Origin of the sequence: Pantoea sp. RIT413, from assembly GCF_003057675.2 — a bacterium.
Taxonomy (GTDB): Bacteria; Pseudomonadota; Gammaproteobacteria; order Enterobacterales; family Enterobacteriaceae; genus Pantoea; species Pantoea eucrina.
The window spans coordinates 152,406-169,106 of record NZ_QBJB02000006.1 but is presented as its reverse complement, the minus strand read 5'-3'; the positions used below and the strand labels follow the sequence as shown (position 1 = coordinate 169,106).

The window sequence follows — 16,701 nt, the reverse complement described above, 5'->3', positions numbered from 1 at the left end:
GTAAATATTTATGCGTCGTCTTTACAAAACTGGCCCTATTCTACCGCCATCATCCGGCGATATTCGTCCCACGCATAATTATCCGTCATGCCGCTGATATAATCCTGAATAAGGCGGAAGCGATAATAGCGCTCCCACAACAGCCGCTGATATTTATGCTCAACGACGCGCGCGCGCATCTGCTGCTGGTACGCCTTACGATGTTTACCGGAGAGCTTATGGAACAGGCGCGTCTCAATAGGATGGCCCGCCAGATAATCATCATTCATTAAGGTGGTAAATTGCTCATAATTGAGCTGCATCAGCGACTGATAGATCTCCAGCAGGCCTTTAATTACCCGGTAGCCCTGCAGCTCCAGCTGCTCTACTTCAGGATGATTAAATACCTGCTGACGCGCCACGGTTTTAAACAGCTTCAGCAGCCGCCCTTCATCACCATCATCTTCCAGCAGGGCGTGATTAAAATTGCCGGAGAAAATGGCCGGCAGGTTATCGACAAAGCGCCGCACCGCATGGCCTACCAGCAGATTCTGCACGTTTACGCGCAGCGACATAAAAAACTGATCGCTGATGCTGCGCCGTTTTTTCTGATTCGCCTCTTTCCAGGCCTCACCAATGGTGCGGCTAAATGCATCACCGGGAATCAGCGGCCCCCAGGCTTTAACCAGCGCGTGATAGAGCGTATCCACGGTAAATATCGCTTTTTCAACGGCATCATCCAGGTCGGCAATACAGTATGAAATATCATCCGCCGCCTCCATTATCCAGGTCAGCGGATAGCGATGATGTTCCGCCAGATCGGTGGCGACGCGCAGCTCCGCAATATATTCCCGTTCAGAGAGATAAAAGCCGGGTTTTTTCATCAGGACGCTGAATTCAGCCGGCTTCTCACCCTGCCACCAGGCGGGGGCAGTATATTTCAGAATGCAGGCGACCTGGGCATAGCTAAGGTTAAGCTGCAGCAGCGTATGGACCAGCCGAATCGCCTGTGCATTCCCCTCAAAATTGCACAGATCCTGACGAATCATTGCATTCAGTTCGTTAAAGTCAGCCTGCTGTTCGTCGCTGGCCACGCCGGCGACCAGCGGATCCACCAGCTCTGCCGGCAGATTATCTTCGAACCAGTCATTAATCGCTGCTTCGCCAAAATGTCCAAACGGCGGGTTGCCGACGTCATGCAGCAGACAGGCCATCTCGACCAGCGTCTCTGTAGCCCCTTCAAAACCGTCCAGGCCATACTGCTCCAGCCCGCCGCCCTGGGTTTTCAGGGTATGGAGAATCTCCTTGGTAATGTAGCGGCCGGTCTGCTGGACCTCCAGCGAATGAGTCAGCCGCGAGCGTACGGCTGCGTTGCGCTCCAGCGGGAATACCTGGGTTTTTTGCTGCAGCCGGCGGATAGCGGCGGAGTTAATGATCCGGCCCCGATCGCTCTCAAAATGGCGGGTGATCGCGTATTCGCCTTCCGGCGCTTTACGGCTGGTATAAGGGCGCGTGAAACCGATCTTCTTCCTGAAATTAATCGCCACCATAGCGGGCCCTCTTTTTGGTGAATTCATCGCTCTGAAGCCATGATAGACTATGCCTCAGTTTCCTCTTAAACATCTATAAACACAGCGAGATTCTTTATGAAAGCAGGCATTATTGGCGCGATGGAGCAGGAAGTTACCCTGCTGCGTGACAAAATTGAAAACCGTCAGACGCTGAAGCTGGCCGGATGTGAAATCTATACCGGTACCCTGAATGGCGTTGAGGTTGCCCTGCTGAAATCAGGAATCGGGAAAACGGCCGCCGCGCTGGGCACCACCCTCCTGCTGCAGCTCTGCAAACCCGATCTGGTGATCAACACCGGCTCTGCGGGTGGCCTTGCGCCGACGCTGCAGGTCGGGGATATCGTGGTATCTGATGAAGTACGCTATCACGACGCCGACGTCACCGCTTTTGGCTATGTGCCGGGTCAGATGGCAGGTTGCCCGGAAGCGTTTGTGGCCGACAGCCAGCTGGTGACGGCCGCTGAGCAGACAATTAGCGAGCTGCAGCTGAACGCCGTGCGCGGCCTGGTGGTCAGCGGCGACGCGTTTATCAACGGTGCAGAGCCGCTGGCACGCATCCGCTCACAGTTTCCGCAGGCGATTGCCGTAGAAATGGAAGCCACCGCCATTGGTCATGTTTGTCACCAGTTTAACGTGCCGTTTGTCGTGGTACGCGCCATCTCTGACGTCGCCGATAAAACCTCCCACCTGAGTTTTGATGAGTTTCTCAGCGTGGCGGCCAGACAATCCTCTCTGATGACAGAGCGCCTGCTTGCCCGTCTGACGCATGGCTAAGTGGCTGCTCGCCGGGCTGCTGCTGCTCTGCAGCGGCCTGGTGTTAGCGGCTCCGCGCGTCATTACCCTCGCCCCGCATCTTACAGAGATGGCCTTTGCCGCCGGTATCACACCGGTGGCGGTCAGCGCCTGGTCCGACTATCCACCCGCTGCCCGGACGCTGCCGCAGGTAGCGAACTGGCAGGGCATCGGCGTTGAGCAGGTGCTGCAACTGAAACCAGACGTGGTACTGGCGTGGCGTGGCGGTAACCCGGCGCGTCAGATTGAACAGCTGCAGCACGCTGGCGTCAGGGTGGTCTGGATCGATCCGCAAAGCCTGGATGAGATGATAGATACCTTGCAGTCGCTGGCGCGCTGGAGCCCGCGGCCTGAACAGGCTGTTTCAGCTGCGCAGGCGCTGCGGGCGCAGGAAGCTGCATTGCGCCAGCGCTACCGGCACGCTGCTCCGGTGGCGCTGTTTCTGCAGTTCGGACAGCAGCCGCTGTTTACCGCTTCGCGTAACACGCTGCAAAATGAGATCGTCACGCTGTGCGGCGGGCAGAATATTTTTGCCGACAGCCGGGTTAGCTGGCCGCAGGTCAGCCGGGAGCAGGTGCTGATACGGCAGCCGCAAGCGATTGTCATCAGCGGCGATACCGCACAGGCCGCCAGCATCACCCGGTTCTGGCGCTCACAGCTCAGCGTACCGGTGATTGCCATTAACCCCGACTGGCTGAGCCGCCCCGGTCCGCGCCTGCTGCTGGCCGCGCAGCAGCTCTGCGCTGCGCTGCATCCGCTAAAAAAATAAGCGCCCGCGCATAAAGTTTAGCCCGCATATGTCGACAATGAAGAGAGCAGGCACGGCAGCCACGTAAGCTCCGTGCCCTTTTAGCGCAACGCGCTTTTGACTACACCAGGAATTAATCATGACCCGAGCTGTACTGCTGGCCATTATGCTGGCGGGCGCGGCGTCCGCCATGGCGGCTGGCACCAGCGGCTCGATTGCGGTGTCGCTGACTATCGTGTCACGCTGCACTGTCTCATCCGCCAGTGCACCGGGGCTGCCCGCCGCTGACTGCGCGGGCGGTAGCGGCGCTCAGCCGCGTATTTCCCGGCAGACGCTCACGGGCGATGCGCGCCGGCACGACACAACACAATTAGTCACTATTGAGTGGTAGAACTGGCTGCCGGAACGGCAGCCAGACTGGCATCAGATACTGAAAGAGGAACCACAGCCGCAGGTGGTTTTAGCATTGGGGTTGGTAACAATAAAGCGCGAACCTTCCAGACCTTCGGTGTAGTCCACCGATCCGCCCACCAGATACTGCAGGCTCATTGGATCCACTACCAGCGATACGCCCTGCTTTTCGATGGTCATATCGCCATCGTTCATCTGGTCATCAAAGGTAAAACCATACTGGAAGCCGCTGCAACCGCCGCCGGTGATATAGACGCGCAGTTTCAGCGCCGGATTCTCTTCATCCGCAATCAGATTTTTTACTTTATTGGCTGCTGCATCGGTAAACTGCAAAGGCAGCGCTGCTACGTCATCACTCATGTTTTACTCCGCGTAAACGTCCAGGTCAGAAAACAACCTTAATCACGCTATTATCTGCCAGCCGCCCGGTGCAATCAAGTAGCACCCTTGACACTGTGTGCCCCTGAAATGAACTACAGTTTAAACCCTGCGTGCGCGAGGCCCCTGCTGCGCGCCGCGCGGCGGTTCACCGTCGCGGCATCTTCCCGTAGAATGACGGGATGAATTTTTCCAGACAGCCGGAGCCAAACCATGAGTAAGTCAGAAAATCTATACACCGAAGCACAACGTCTGATCCCGGGCGGCGTGAACTCCCCGGTGCGCGCGTTTACCGGTGTCGGCGGCGTACCTCTGTTTATTGAACGCGCCGATGGCGCCTTTTTGTATGACGCAGATGGTAAAGCCTATATCGACTATGTCGGCTCCTGGGGCCCGATGGTACTGGGCCACAATAACGCGACCATCCGCAACGCGGTCATTGAGGCTGCCGCGCGCGGCCTGAGCTTTGGTGCGCCGACTGAGATGGAAGTGAAAATGGCGGAGCTGGTGTGCGAGCTGATGCCGGGTATGGATATGGTGCGTATGGTGAACTCCGGTACGGAAGCGACCATGAGCGCCATCCGCCTGGCGCGCGGCTTTACCCATCGAGATAAAATTATCAAGTTTGAGGGCTGCTACCATGGTCATGCCGACTGCCTGCTGGTCAAAGCGGGTTCCGGTGCACTGACGCTGGGTCAGCCGAACTCCCCTGGCGTGCCGGCTGACTTTGCCCGCCATACGCTGACCTGCACCTATAACGATCTCGCCTCTGTCCGCACGGCGTTTGAAGAGTATCCGGACGATATCGCCTGTATCATCGTGGAACCGGTTGCCGGCAACATGAACTGTATCCCGCCGCAGCCTGACTTCCTGCCAGGCCTGCGCGCGCTGTGCGACGAGTTTGGTGCCCTGCTGATTATCGATGAGGTGATGACCGGTTTCCGCGTGGCGCTGGGCGGCGCGCAGACCTACTACAACGTGATGCCTGACCTTACCTGCCTCGGTAAAATCATCGGCGGCGGCATGCCGGTCGGCGCATTTGGTGGCCGTCGCGACGTGATGGAAGCGCTGGCACCTACAGGTCCGGTCTACCAGGCGGGCACGCTGTCGGGTAACCCGATTGCGATGGCAGCCGGTTTTGCCTGCCTGACGCAGATTGCTCAGCCAGGCACGCACGCCACGCTGACCGCGCTAACCACGCAGCTGGCTGAGGGCCTGCTGGCTGCCGCGCAGGCGGAAAATATCCCGCTGGTGGTAAACCACGTGGGCGGCATGTTTGGTCTGTTCTTCACCGATGCTGAAAGCGTGACCTGCTATGCAGATGTCACCCGCTGTGACACAGAGCGTTTTAAGCGCTTCTTTCATCTGATGCTGAGCGAGGGGATCTACCTGGCCCCCTCCGCCTACGAGGCGGGCTTTATGTCGCTGGCGCACACGCCGGAAGATATTGAGCGTACCGTTGCCGCAGCGCGTCGCTGCTTTGCCCAGCTGTAACGCCGGACTGCTCTGAGGAGCGACCCGCCCTGCCCTGGCAGGCCATAACAAAAAGGTGCGCCACGGCGCACCTTTTTTCTGTTACGCGCGGCGCAGCAGCCAGATGAAATAGGGGGCGCCAAAGAAGGTTGCCATCAGCCCTGCCGGGATCTGATCCGGAAACGCCAGCATCCGGCCGCACCAGTCAGCCACCAGCATCAGCCCGGCGCCGGTTACGCCAGCCATCATCATCTGCGGCAGCGCGCGCCGGAAGCCGAGCATACGCACAATATGCGGTGCCATCAGCCCGATAAAGCTCAGCGGTCCGACCGTCAGCGTCGCGGCGGCGGTCAGCGCGGCGGCCAGCAGCAGCAGCAGCAATCGTGAGGCAGTCAGTGACATCCCCGCGGAGCGGGCGGTGGCGCTGCCAAGCGGCAGCAGCGTCAGCCAGCGGCTTGCCAGCGGTGCCAGGGCGACCAGTATCAGCGCGATGACCGCACTCTGCAGCGCCTGCGGCAGCGAGATGCTATAGGTGGAGCCGGAGATCCAGCTCAGCAGCCCCTCCATGCGCGGATCGCCGCTCGCCAGCAGTAGCATCAGCAGCGTGGCAAACGCGCTGTTCAGCGCCATTCCTGCCAGCAGCATACGCTGCGGTGAAAAGCCCCCCCGGCTGGCAACCAGCATAATGACGCCGAGCGTTAACGCTCCTCCGGCTATCCCTGCCGGCAGCAGCCACGCCAGCGCATCGCCCGGCACAAAAAACAGCATCAGCACCACGCCGCACGCCGCCCCGGAACTGATACCCAGCACTTCCGGGCTGGCCATCGGGTTGCCGGTCAGACGCTGGATCAGCGTACCCGCCACGCCCAGCATCATTCCCACCGCCAGAGCCGCCAGCACGCGCGGTGCGCGCCACGGCAGCAGCTGCTGCAGCATGTCACCGCTTACCCATGCCCAGCCCGTAGCGTTACGGCCAAAACTGATACCCGCAACGGTCAGCAGCAGCAGCACCGCCAGCCCCGTCAGCACCCAGCGCAGCACACGCTGACGCTCGGCCGGCACCCGATCCCCGGCGTTCATCTCCGGCGGCTGAGAGCCGGCACGCAGCCGCGGCAGCAGCCACAGCAGCAGCAGCACCCCGGTCAGCGCCGTCGCCGTGCCGGTCGAAATCTCACGCCAGTACACCGTGAGCAACTGCACCGACTGATCGGCCAGCCACAGCAGCAGTGCACCAATCAGCGGAGCCAGCAGAATGCGGCTGAGCAGCCGCCGCGCACCCAGCATTTTTGCCAGCAGCGGCGCAAATAGCCCAATAAAACCGATAATGCCGGCAATGTTCACCAGCTGCGCGCTGAGCAGAATTGCCAGCGCCAGCGCGGCAACGCGTGCGATGGAAAGCGACAGGCCAAGATTTTTTGCCACGCCATCATCCAGTCCCATCAGCGTCAGCGGACGCAGCAGCGCCAGCGTCAGCACAAACGCCAGCAGCAGCCGGGGCCAGAGCAGCGCCACGTTGTGCCCGTCGAGCTGATTAAGCGCCCCGGTGCTCCAGAGGAACATATTCTGCAGCTGATCGTGATTAAAGATGGCAAAGACCTGATTGACCGCGCCGGCATACAGGCTCAGAACCAGTCCGGCGAGGATCAGCGTCACCGGTGAAAGCCGTCTGCCCCACGCCACGCCAAACACCAGCACGCCGACCAGCAGCGCACCACCTGTCGCCGCAAACTGCTGCGTAAGCTCACCACCCGGCAGCTGCCACAGCGTGGCAACGGTAATGCCCAGCTGAGCGCCGGAGGAGATACCCAGCGTGGCAGGCTCTGCCAGCGGATTACGCAGCACCTGCTGAAACAGCAGGCCCGCCAGTCCCAGTCCGGCGCCGAGCAGCAGCGCCAGTGCCAGACGCGGCAGCAGACTGTAGTGAAAGACCATCTGGCGAATCGCATCGATATCGGGCGTGAAAAACGCCTGCGGCCACTGTGCCAGCGGCAGCGCGTGCTGCAGGTTGATAAAGGTCAGCAGCAGAGCGATAGCAAATATTGCGCTCAGCAGCGCGGCGGGAAAAAGAGAGATACGCATTAACGGGGCTCCAGCGCGCTTTCCAGCACGCGTACAAATCGCAGGGCTGCCAGCGTGGCACCGTAATACCATACGGCCGGCACGCGCCGGAAGCGGCCAGCACGCACAAACGGCAATGCCTGCCACAGCGCGGTGCGGGTCACCTGCTGCATATCGCGCTGATTATCGTGGTCAAAGCAGAGCACCTCAACGTTGCCCACTTCAGCCAGCCGCTCCAGGCCGATGACCGCGCTGCCCCAGTAGCTGGTTTCACCCTGCCAGGCGCTGGTAAGACCGAGCCGCTGCATCACATCAAGAAACAGGCTGTTCTGCCCGAAAACAATGGCGTGCCGGCTGTCGAGCAGCGACATCAGCAGGATTGGTCGTCCGGCCCATCCCTGCAGGCGCAACCGGGCCGCCGCCAGCTGCTGTCCGGTCTCCTGCAGATGCTGCTCCGCCTGCGCCTCGCGCCCGATGCGCGCGCCCAGCTGCCGCAGCGAGTGTTGCGCGGCGCTGAACGGCTTGCCGTCGCCGCTGTGAAGCGAAAAACCCAGCGTCGGGGCGATATGCTGCAGCGTTTCTGCTGACGGACCAAAGCCGCTGTAGTACAGGATCAGCGAGGGATCCAGCTGCGTCATCAGCTCCAGATTAGGTTCACCACGCAGGCCAAGATCGACGGTGCTGGCGGGCAGCGGCGGCTCGCCAACCCAGATATTGTAGTTGTGCACATCCGCCACGCCGAGCGGTGCCACGCCCAGCGCCATCAGCAGTTCAGCAGAGAGCCACTCCAGCGCCAGAATGCGTGAATTGTCCGGCACGGCGGCACGCAGCGGCGCGCACTGCATAAGCGGCGAGAGCGCCAGCACCGTCAGCAGACGACGACGGGTCAGTGAGATCATCCCTGCTCCTCAGCGAACAAAACTGACGGGCGCGCCGCCCTGCGGGTGCGGCAGTATGCCCATCGGAATACCGTAGATCGTGCCCAGCACGTCAGCCTGCATGATCGCCGCCGGTTCCCCTTCGGCGATAACCTCGCCCTGACGCAGCGCCACCAGCCTGTCGCAGTAGCGCGCCGCCATGTTGATATCGTGCAGCACGACAATCACGGTGAGTCCGCGCTCGCGGCTCAGCCGCTGGATCAGCGCCAGCACCTCAACCTGATGCGCAATATCCAGCGCCGACGTCGGCTCATCCAGCAGCAGGCAGCGGCTATTTTGCGCCACCAGCATCGCCAGCCAGGCGCGCTGACGCTCGCCGCCGGAGAGGCTATCCACCAGACGGCCGGCAAAGGGTTTCAGCCCCACCAGCGCAATCGCCTCCTCAACCCGGTTGCGATCTTCCGCGCCGTAACGTCCCAGCGCACCGTGCCACGGATAGCGCCCCATCGCCGTCAGTTCGCGCACCGTCATGCCTTCTGCCGCAGGCAGCTGCTGAGGCAGATAGGCCACCTGACGTGCAAACGCTTTGCTGTTCCAGTGCGCCACCGGTTCGCCGTTCAGCAGCACTTCTCCTGCCGTCGCAGCATGATGGCGCCCCAGCATTTTCAGCAGGGTCGATTTTCCCGAGCCGTTATGGCCAATCAGTGCGGTCACTTTTCCCGGTGTAAACGTAAGCGACAGCGGATGCAGCAGCGTGCGCCCCGGCACGTGAAAGCTGGCACTATCCAGCGCAAAAGTGGTTTCGGCGTAGTGCGAATGCAGCATGGTACTCCCTGGCTAACGGGCGCAGCGCGCCCGGATATCAGTCTCAGAAACGGAAGGTAGCGGTACCCACGATACGGCGCTCAGCGCCCCAGTAGCAGGCGTAGTCGCGGTAGCAGCTGGCGACGTAGTCACGATTGAACAGATTGTTGACGTTGACGCCCACAGTCGAACCCGGCAGGCCGAAGCGACCCAGGTCGTACTTCAGCGCGGCGTCTACCGTGGTGTAGCTGGCAACACTGAAGTTCTGGTCAGATTTAGCGCCATTCTGCTCAGAACGTTCATATAAGCCCTGGCTTTCACCGGTATAGCGAACACCGGCACCCAGTGTCAGGCCTGACAGCGCCGTTTCATGGAAGGTGTAGTCTGTCCATAATGAGGCCATATGTTTTGGCACCTGAACCGGTGTTCTGCCTTTCAGCGTCGTATCGTGCGTATATTCTGCATCAGTATAAGAATAGGCAGCCGTAACGTTCACATTGGCGTTTAAAGCCGCTTTGGCTTCCAGCTCGATACCGCGGGAACGAATTTCGCCACTCTGTACGCTAAAAGAGGTGTTGGCAGGATCAACCGTCAGATTTTTATTTTTGGTCAACTGATACAGCGCGGCAGTCATCACAACCGGACGATCTTTTGGTACATATTTCACGCCAGCTTCATACTGCTTTGCACGTGAAGGATCAAAGGTGTTACCCGTTGATGTCGTGCCAGAAGTGGGAATAAAAGATTCGCTATAGCTGAAGTAAGGCGCGATACCGTTGTCAAACACATAGTTTACGCCGCCACGCCAGGTAAAGGCTTGGTCATGATTCTTCTGCTCTACGTTGCCGCTGCGGTTTAACGCCGATGTCATCGCATAGTCATAGCGTCCGCCCAGCGTCAGCACCCAGCGATTCCACTCCATCTGATCCTGCGTATACAGGCCAGTCTGCTCTTGCTTGTTCAGGTATTGATATACATAGGGCGTACCTGTCAGACTGTCGTTACCATACTGCGGATTGACGCTGCTAAGCGGATTTGCGCCGGTAAAGAGTGCGTCAATATCATTGCGGGTGCGCTGATAATCCACGCCGGCCAGCAGCGTATGGTCTACCGCCCCGGTAGCAAATTTTGCCTGCGCCTGCGTATCAACGGCAAACTGGTCAAGCTCTTCTTTTGAACCTGAATACATCCTGTTGATTTCCAGCGTGACCGGATTAAACGTCCGGCCATAAATGCTGCGGTAATCGGTACGCAGTTCGGCATAGCGCAGATTCTGCCGCACCGTCCAGGTATCGCTGAAGCTATGCTCGGCGCTGTACCCGACCATTTTGGTGTTGCGCGAAATCTTGTTGCTCTCTTCGCCTTCATCAAAATTGGTCGGCAGTTTGTAGCTGCTGCCGTCCGGGCGGGTGATGCCCACCACCGTGCCTTCGCGCGGCAGCCAGCCGTAATAGCCAGTTTCCGGTTCATTCTGGAAGTAAGTCAGCAGGTCAACACGCGTATTTTCGTCCGGACGCCAGCTGAATGAAGGCGCAATGGTGTAGCGCTTCTCTTTGTTCATCGCCTGCTGCGCATCAGCGCTGCGCGCGAGGCCGGTCAGACGATAGCTGTAGACGCCTGCGTCATCGAGCGCGCCGCCAAAATCGAAGCCGGTTGAGAACAGATTGTCATTGCCCATCCGGAACTGCACTTCACGCAGCGTCTCCTGCGTGGGGCGCTTGCTGACCAGCGCCACTACGCCGCCCGGATTACTTTTTCCATAGAGCACCGACACCGGGCCGCGCAGCAGCTCCGCACGCTCCAGGAACCAGGGATCGAGGGCAAATTCTGAGAAGTTGTCGCCCTGCAGTTTCAGGCCATCCAGATACTGATTGGTATTGGTTTCGCTGAAGCCGCGAATCGAGAGTGCGTCAATCACGTCCGAACTGCCGCGGTTACCGGTCAGTACGCCAGGGGTATAGTTGAATGCCCCTTTAACGCTGGTGACGGCATGCATCGCCATCTCTTCCTGCGTCACCACCGAAACCGACTGCGGGTTTTTCTCAATCGGCGTATCGGTTTTGGTGCCGGTGGCGCTCTGCTTCGCCGCAATGGTCGGAGCCGGGCCCCATGCACTCTCCTGCGCCACCGTGCCGGTATCGGCAGCGGTGACAACAACAGTCTCTTCTGCCAGCGCCTGCGCGCTCAGCGTACCCAGTGTTAACGCAATGAATAAAGCCAGCGGGCGACGAGGCGTCAGCTCCGGCCGGAAAAAAGTAGTTCGCGCACTCATGAAGGAGTCTCTCAACAGATGAACAATGCGGGCGAATGAAAACGATAATGATTATCAGACGCAAAGATTCTAGGCGAAGCTGCGCGCGATCTGCAAGATGTAATCTGCGCGATTGCCGCAATTACTGCCCGATTGCAGCATCAATTGATCGCGGATAAAAAACCGGAGGCAAAAAAAAAAGGGCGCCGGAGCGCCCTGTATGAAGGGATGACTTATTTACTGCCGAACATATCTTTGATCCAGCCCGCCACGCCGTCAGAATCCTTTTGCTCATTCTGCGACTGTTGCTGCTGTTGCTGTTGCTGCTCAGGCTGCTGCTGTTGCTGCTGGAACACCTGCTGCTGCTCCATCTGCTGCTGGCAGAGTGCGGCCGGATCCAGCGTCCAGACCGGCAGTGAACGCCAGGTACTGCTGCCAGATCCGCAGACGAAATTACCCGCAGAATCAACGTTCATCTGCGTGATATCCTCCGGCGGCGTCAGGACCAGCGGCATCGGCGCCTGATTATCGAGATAGCGACGGTAAATCTGCATCGCACCGCTGGAGCCATAGAGTTTCGACGTCTGGTTGTTATCACGTCCGACCCAGGTAATCGCCACTTCTTTACCGTCAACACCGGCAAACCAGCTGTCGATCAGATCGTTGGTGGTCCCGGTTTTGCCCGCCAGGTGCGCTTTCGGATAGCGTGCGCCCAGAGCATGGGCGGTACCGCGTTCCGCCACCTGCTGCATGGTATAGAGCGTCAGATAGGCCGCCTGAGCAGGCTCCACGCGCTGCGCCTGCGGAAAGCTCTGGAACAGAACCGAGCCATCTTCAGCGATGACCGAACGCACCGCCGACAGGTCAGCACGGTTGCCGCCGCTGGCGATCGACTGGAACGCCTGCGCCACTTCCACCGGCGTCAGGTTCAGCGCGCCCAGCAGCATCGCCGGCACCGGATGTAGCTGATCTTTCGACACGCCCAGTTTATTCCAGGTATCCACTACCGCATCCAGCCCCAGCGTCATGCCCAGATTAACCGTTGGCACGTTCATGGAGTTAGTCAGCGCATCCACCAGCATCACCTTGCCGCTGAAGCGACGATCGTCGTTCATTGGCTTCCAGACGCTGCCGTTGGGCTGCTTCAGCGCAATCGGTTCATCCGCGATCCAGCTGTTCAGCCGGTAGCTATTGGGCTGACTCAGCGCGGTCAGATAGGTAGCCGGTTTCGCCAGCGAGCCGATAGAGCGGCGCGCCTGCAGCGCGCGGTTATAGCCAGCAAACTGCGGATCGGAACCGCCCACCATAGCACGCACTTCACCGCTGAAGCGGTCTACCACCACCATGGCGGTTTCCAGATCTTTCAGCCCGCGCTGTTTCTTCAGCGTGGGGATCCCCTCTTCTACCGCCTTTTCAGCCGCGTCCTGTGAAACCGGATCGAGCGTGGTGAAAATTTTCACGCCCGAGAGATCTTTTACCTTGTCGCCCAGCTTCGCCTGCAGCTCATTACGCACCATCTGCATAAAGGCGGGCTGCGGGGTGATCACGCCGCCTTTTGGCTGTACGCCCAGCGGACGCGCCGAGAGCATGTCATACAGCTCCTGGTCAATCACCTGCTGCTGCTGCAGCAGACGCAGCACCAGATTACGTCGCTCCAGCGCCAGCTTTGGATTCCGCCACGGGTTGTAGAGCGAGGCGCCTTTTACCATTCCGACCAGCATCGCCTGCTGATCGAGGCTGAGCTCATCAACCGGACGCCCGAAATAGTAGAGGCTGGCCAGCGGGAAGCCGCGGATCTGATCGTTACCGGCCTGACCGAGATAGACCTCATTGAGGTAGAGCTCAAGGATGCGATCTTTGCTGTAACGCGCATCCATGATCACCGCCATATAGGCTTCACGCGCTTTACGCCATAGTGAGCGCTCATTGGTCAGGAACAGGTTTTTAACCAGCTGCTGCGTCAGCGTACTGCCGCCCTGTACCGCTTTTCCGGCGGTGATGTTGGCCAGAAATGCACGGCCGATCGAGTAAGGGCTGATCCCGTCATGCTCATAGAAGTGACGATCTTCGGTCGCGATCAGCGTATCGACCAGCAGATCCGGGAAGCCGGCACGCGGCACAAACAGACGCTGTTCGCCGTTAGGCGACTGCAGCATGGTGATCAGGCGCGGATCGAGACGGAAGAAACCGAAGTCGCGCCCGGTATCGAGATTTTTAATACCGGAGAGCTCATCGTTGCTGAAGGTCAGACGCGCGTTGATCTGTCCCTCTTTGCTGTCAGGAAAATCAAACGGCCGGCGCAGCAGATCGATGGTATTGCCCTTGACGCTGAACTCGCCCGGACGCGTAATGCGCGACACTTCGCGATACTGCGTACCTTCCAGCAGCGCAATCATCTCTTTCTTATCATAGGCCATGCCAGGCTCAAGGCTGACCATGCGCCCGTAGACGGCGGCAGGCAGCTGCCAGACTTTACCATCAATACGGCTGCGGATCTCAGAGTCGAGATAGACGCCCCAGGCCGCCATCACAACAACAACAACGAGGAAGAGCTTAATGAGCCAGCCTAACCAGCGGCGCTTGCCGCGCTGCGGGCCTTTACCCCTTCCTTTACTTTTCGGTGGCACCGGAGCGCTCTCCTCATAATCTTCATCAATATCAGTTTGCCCGATGTGGCCATCAGGCTCTTTGCGGTGCCCGCGCCGCGCGGTAGTGCGCGGCGGCTTTGGCGCTTTTCCTTTGCGCCCAATAGGTTCGCGATCGTTCCCAGACATACTCTCTTCTCTCCAGGCATAGCGGTAGCTGCGGCCGTTACTCTAACTGCTTTCTCCCGCGGCGCATGGCAGAACCCTCTGAATTCGATCCACAGGGTTACGGGGAAAACTTTTTGGTGCGCCGTGTTGGCAGGGCGCTGGCCGGATCGTCCGGCCATGGATGTTTGGGGTAGCGCCCTTTCATCTCTTTCTGCACCTCGGGGTACGCGCCGCGCCAGAACGCCGCCAGATCGCGGGTGATCTGCAGCGGACGATGCGCCGGTGACAGCAGCTCCAGCACCAGCGGCACGCGGCCCTCAGCGATAGCCGGATTCTGCGCCTCGCCAAACATCTCCTGCAGGCGAACGGCCAGCGCGGGCGGATTCTCTGCGTGATAGCGGATGGGCAGGCGGCTTCCGGTCGGCACAGTGTAGTGAGTTGGCAGCGCACTATCCAGCCGCTGACGTTGCGACCATGTCAGCAAATGTAATAATGCCCGGCTGAGGTTAATGCCCTGCAGCCCTTTCAGATCGCGCACGCCCGTCATCTCAGGCAGTAACCAGCTTTCCAGTGTATCAAGCAATGCCGTATCGTCCAGCGGCGGCCACCCCTCTTCCGGCAACCACTGCGTCGCGCACTGCAGGCGCAGGCGCAGCTGCTCCGCTTCCGGCGTCCAGCCCAGCACCGACAATCCCTTTTCGCGTATCCAGCGCAGCATGGCAGGATGCAGAATCTCAGCGTCTGGCCGCGCCTGCGGCTGCGCGCTGAGCACCAGCTCGCCCAGCAGTTCGCGTTTCCAGGCGCGCAGCGTGCCTCTCTCCTCATCCCATTCCACGTCAACCCGGCGGGTAATGAGCTGCGGCAGCGCTGCCCGCAGCGCCGTCAGGTCCACCGGCAGCGCCAGCAGCATGCGTGCGTCCGCCGCGCCCGCCCCCTGCAGCAGCGCGGGCGCAATCAGGGCGGGATAGCGACTAAGGCCGTGATCCTCATCCAGCATGGCGCCGAGACCGTTTGCCAGCTGGTAGCGTGCGCTCTCGCCGCGCCGCTGCGCAATGCGGTCGGCAAAACCCGCCGCCAGCAGCAGCGGAATGCGATCGGCATCCACCCGTCCACCGCTGGCGTGCAGACGCTGCTGCCACTGCCGCGCCCGCCGCTGCCACTGCGGCTGGGGATGGTTCAGCGCGTCACGCAAATCGACGCTGCCGCCGCGCGGCGGATCTTCGAGAGTGGCCACCAGCAGCGCCGCGCTGGCAATGGCATCGCTCTCCTCCCCCGCCGCGCAGAGTATGGCCGCAAGACGCGGATCGCTGCCGAGCCGCGCCATTTTCCGGCCGGTGGCGTTAAGCCGTCCGGCGCTGTCCAGCGCGCCCAGCTGGTGCAGCAGCGCGTCCGCCGCCTGCAGGTTGCGGGCCGGCGGCAGGTCAAGCCACTGCAGCTGCGCTGCCGTGCTACAGCCCCACTGCAGCAGCTCCAGCCGCAGACCGGCGAGATCGCTGCTTAAGATCTCTGCATCACTCTGCGCCGGCGCGCGCAGCGCCTGCTCCTGTGCCAGCAGATGCAGGCAGATACCCGGCTCAAGCCGGCCGGCGCGCCCGGCGCGCTGCGTCATGGATGCCTGACTGATACGCTGCGTTTGCAGCCGGGTGACGCCGCTGCGGGCATCAAACTGCGCGACCCGCTCCAGCGCGCTATCGACCACCAGACGGATCCCCTCGATGGTCAGGCTGGTCTCCGCAATGTTCGTAGCGAGCACGACCTTCCGGCGGCCGGCGGCGGCCGGCAGAATGGCGCGCCGCTGCGCCTCCAGCGGCAGCGCACCATAGAGCGGAGCCAGATCGATATCGTCCCCCACCCGTGCGCTCAGCTCCCGCCTGACACGCTCAATCTCCGCCACGCCCGGCAGAAACAGCAGCAGCGAGCCGTGCTCCTCGCGCAGCAGCTGGGCGACCTCGCGCGCCACCGCCTCCTCAAAACGCGTCTGCGGATTGAGGCTGGCATAGCGGCGCGCCACCGGATAACTGCGTCCGGCCGATACAATGGCAGGCGCAGCGGGCAGCAGCGCCTGCAGACGCTGATTATCCAGCGTGGCGGACATCAGCAGCAGCTTCAGGTCATCGCGCAGCCCCTGCTGCACATCCAGTAGCAGCGCCAGCGCCAGATCGGCCTGCAGGCTGCGCTCATGAAACTCATCGAGGATCACCAGCGCTACGTCCTCCAGCATGGGATCGCGCTGCAGCATGCGCGTCAGGATCCCCTCGGTGACCACTTCGAGTCGGGTATGCGCACCGACGCAGCTCTCACCGCGCAGCCGGTAACCCACGGTGTCGCCCGGCTGCTCGCCAAGCTGCTCCGCCAGCCGCTGGGCCACATTGCGCGCCGCCAGACGACGCGGTTCCAGCATAATAATACGCCCCGGCAGCGACGCCTGCAGCAGCTGCAGCGGCAGCCAGGTCGATTTTCCTGCGCCGGTAGGGGCCGCCAGCAGCACCTGGGGCGAACGCTCCAGCGCCGTCAGCAGCGCAGGCAATACCTCGCTGACCGGTAATTCACTCACGCTCTTCTCCTGCTCTGCCTGTGCTAATATGGCGCGCATTGTACACCACCC

General features: G+C 60.7%; 12 protein-coding genes. 4 read left to right on the top strand and 8 right to left on the bottom strand.

Going from position 1 to position 16,701, the window contains the following annotated elements; genetic code table 11:
* Positions 1-35 precede the first annotated feature (35 nt).
* Positions 36-1,529 (bottom strand): dGTPase, encoded by a 1,494-nt coding sequence (dgt, locus tag DBY66_RS10505; protein ID WP_039382705.1) that lies wholly within the window; start codon positions 1,527-1,529, stop codon positions 36-38.
* Between the two features lie 96 nt (positions 1,530-1,625).
* Between dgt and mtnN the strand changes: the two genes are divergently transcribed.
* From mtnN to DBY66_RS10490, 3 genes are all read left to right on the top strand, one after another.
* Positions 1,626-2,324, top strand: coding sequence for a 5'-methylthioadenosine/S-adenosylhomocysteine nucleosidase (mtnN, locus tag DBY66_RS10500; RefSeq protein ID WP_039382702.1), 699 nt, complete (start codon positions 1,626-1,628; stop codon positions 2,322-2,324).
* Positions 2,317-3,111 (top strand): vitamin B12 ABC transporter substrate-binding protein BtuF, encoded by a 795-nt coding sequence (gene btuF / locus DBY66_RS10495; protein ID WP_108570004.1) that lies wholly within the window; start codon positions 2,317-2,319, stop codon positions 3,109-3,111. The genes mtnN and btuF overlap by 8 nt, the downstream gene beginning before the upstream one ends.
* Positions 3,112-3,229: 118 nt before the next feature.
* A complete protein-coding gene (locus DBY66_RS10490) occupies positions 3,230-3,481 on the top strand; it encodes a hypothetical protein (protein ID WP_039382696.1) in 252 nt (83 codons plus the stop codon).
* 32 nt (positions 3,482-3,513) lie between these two features.
* Here DBY66_RS10490 and erpA read toward each other — a convergent pair whose 3' ends face one another.
* Positions 3,514-3,861, bottom strand: a complete 348-nt coding sequence (erpA, locus tag DBY66_RS10485; protein ID WP_039382693.1) for an iron-sulfur cluster insertion protein ErpA — start codon at positions 3,859-3,861, stop codon at positions 3,514-3,516.
* A gap of 231 nt (positions 3,862-4,092) precedes the next feature.
* Between erpA and hemL the strand changes: the two genes are divergently transcribed.
* The gene (gene hemL / locus DBY66_RS10480; RefSeq protein ID WP_039382689.1) at positions 4,093-5,373 is read left to right on the top strand and encodes a glutamate-1-semialdehyde 2,1-aminomutase; all 1,281 of its coding nucleotides are present in this window, start codon (positions 4,093-4,095) and stop codon (positions 5,371-5,373) included.
* Positions 5,374-5,454: 81 nt separating this feature from the next.
* Here the strand turns inward: hemL and fhuB are convergent, their stop codons facing one another.
* From fhuB to hrpB, 6 genes are all read right to left on the bottom strand, one after another.
* Complete coding sequence (fhuB, locus tag DBY66_RS10475; RefSeq protein ID WP_108570003.1) at positions 5,455-7,431, bottom strand: Fe(3+)-hydroxamate ABC transporter permease FhuB; 1,977 nt, start codon at positions 7,429-7,431, stop codon at positions 5,455-5,457.
* The gene (fhuD, locus tag DBY66_RS10470) at positions 7,431-8,309 is read right to left on the bottom strand and encodes a Fe(3+)-hydroxamate ABC transporter substrate-binding protein FhuD (RefSeq protein WP_108570002.1); all 879 of its coding nucleotides are present in this window, start codon (positions 8,307-8,309) and stop codon (positions 7,431-7,433) included. The genes fhuB and fhuD overlap by 1 nt, the downstream gene beginning before the upstream one ends.
* A 9-nt stretch (positions 8,310-8,318) precedes the next feature.
* Positions 8,319-9,113 carry a Fe3+-hydroxamate ABC transporter ATP-binding protein FhuC gene (fhuC, locus tag DBY66_RS10465; protein WP_104085522.1) on the bottom strand — a complete coding sequence of 265 codons (795 nt, stop codon included), beginning with the start codon at positions 9,111-9,113 and terminating at the stop codon, positions 8,319-8,321.
* Between the two features lie 43 nt (positions 9,114-9,156).
* Positions 9,157-11,364: a ferrichrome porin FhuA gene (gene fhuA / locus DBY66_RS10460; RefSeq protein ID WP_108570001.1), complete on the bottom strand. Its 2,208-nt coding sequence runs from the start codon at positions 11,362-11,364 to the stop codon at positions 9,157-9,159.
* A gap of 212 nt (positions 11,365-11,576) precedes the next feature.
* Positions 11,577-14,117 carry a bifunctional glycosyl transferase/transpeptidase gene (gene mrcB, locus DBY66_RS10455; RefSeq protein ID WP_108570000.1) on the bottom strand — a complete coding sequence of 847 codons (2,541 nt, stop codon included), beginning with the start codon at positions 14,115-14,117 and terminating at the stop codon, positions 11,577-11,579.
* Between the two features lie 97 nt (positions 14,118-14,214).
* Positions 14,215-16,689, bottom strand: coding sequence for an ATP-dependent helicase HrpB (gene hrpB / locus DBY66_RS10450; RefSeq protein WP_108569999.1), 2,475 nt, complete (start codon positions 16,687-16,689; stop codon positions 14,215-14,217).
* Positions 16,690-16,701: the final 12 nt, after the last annotated feature.

Coding starts and splice junctions, on each gene's coding strand:
- fhuC (WP_104085522.1), bottom strand. CDS start 9,113: ATGCTGCATTCGCACTACGCCGAAACCACTTTTGCGCTGGATAGTGCC.
- fhuD (WP_108570002.1), bottom strand. CDS start 8,309: ATGATCTCACTGACCCGTCGTCGTCTGCTGACGGTGCTGGCGCTCTCG.
- hrpB (WP_108569999.1), bottom strand. CDS start 16,689: ATGCGCGCCATATTAGCACAGGCAGAGCAGGAGAAGAGCGTGAGTGAA.
- DBY66_RS10490 (WP_039382696.1), top strand. CDS start 3,230: ATGACCCGAGCTGTACTGCTGGCCATTATGCTGGCGGGCGCGGCGTCC.
- fhuB (WP_108570003.1), bottom strand. CDS start 7,431: ATGCGTATCTCTCTTTTTCCCGCCGCGCTGCTGAGCGCAATATTTGCT.
- mtnN (WP_039382702.1), top strand. CDS start 1,626: ATGAAAGCAGGCATTATTGGCGCGATGGAGCAGGAAGTTACCCTGCTG.
- dgt (WP_039382705.1), bottom strand. CDS start 1,529: ATGGTGGCGATTAATTTCAGGAAGAAGATCGGTTTCACGCGCCCTTAT.
- erpA (WP_039382693.1), bottom strand. CDS start 3,861: ATGAGTGATGACGTAGCAGCGCTGCCTTTGCAGTTTACCGATGCAGCA.
- fhuA (WP_108570001.1), bottom strand. CDS start 11,364: ATGAGTGCGCGAACTACTTTTTTCCGGCCGGAGCTGACGCCTCGTCGC.
- btuF (WP_108570004.1), top strand. CDS start 2,317: ATGGCTAAGTGGCTGCTCGCCGGGCTGCTGCTGCTCTGCAGCGGCCTG.
- hemL (WP_039382689.1), top strand. CDS start 4,093: ATGAGTAAGTCAGAAAATCTATACACCGAAGCACAACGTCTGATCCCG.
- mrcB (WP_108570000.1), bottom strand. CDS start 14,117: ATGTCTGGGAACGATCGCGAACCTATTGGGCGCAAAGGAAAAGCGCCA.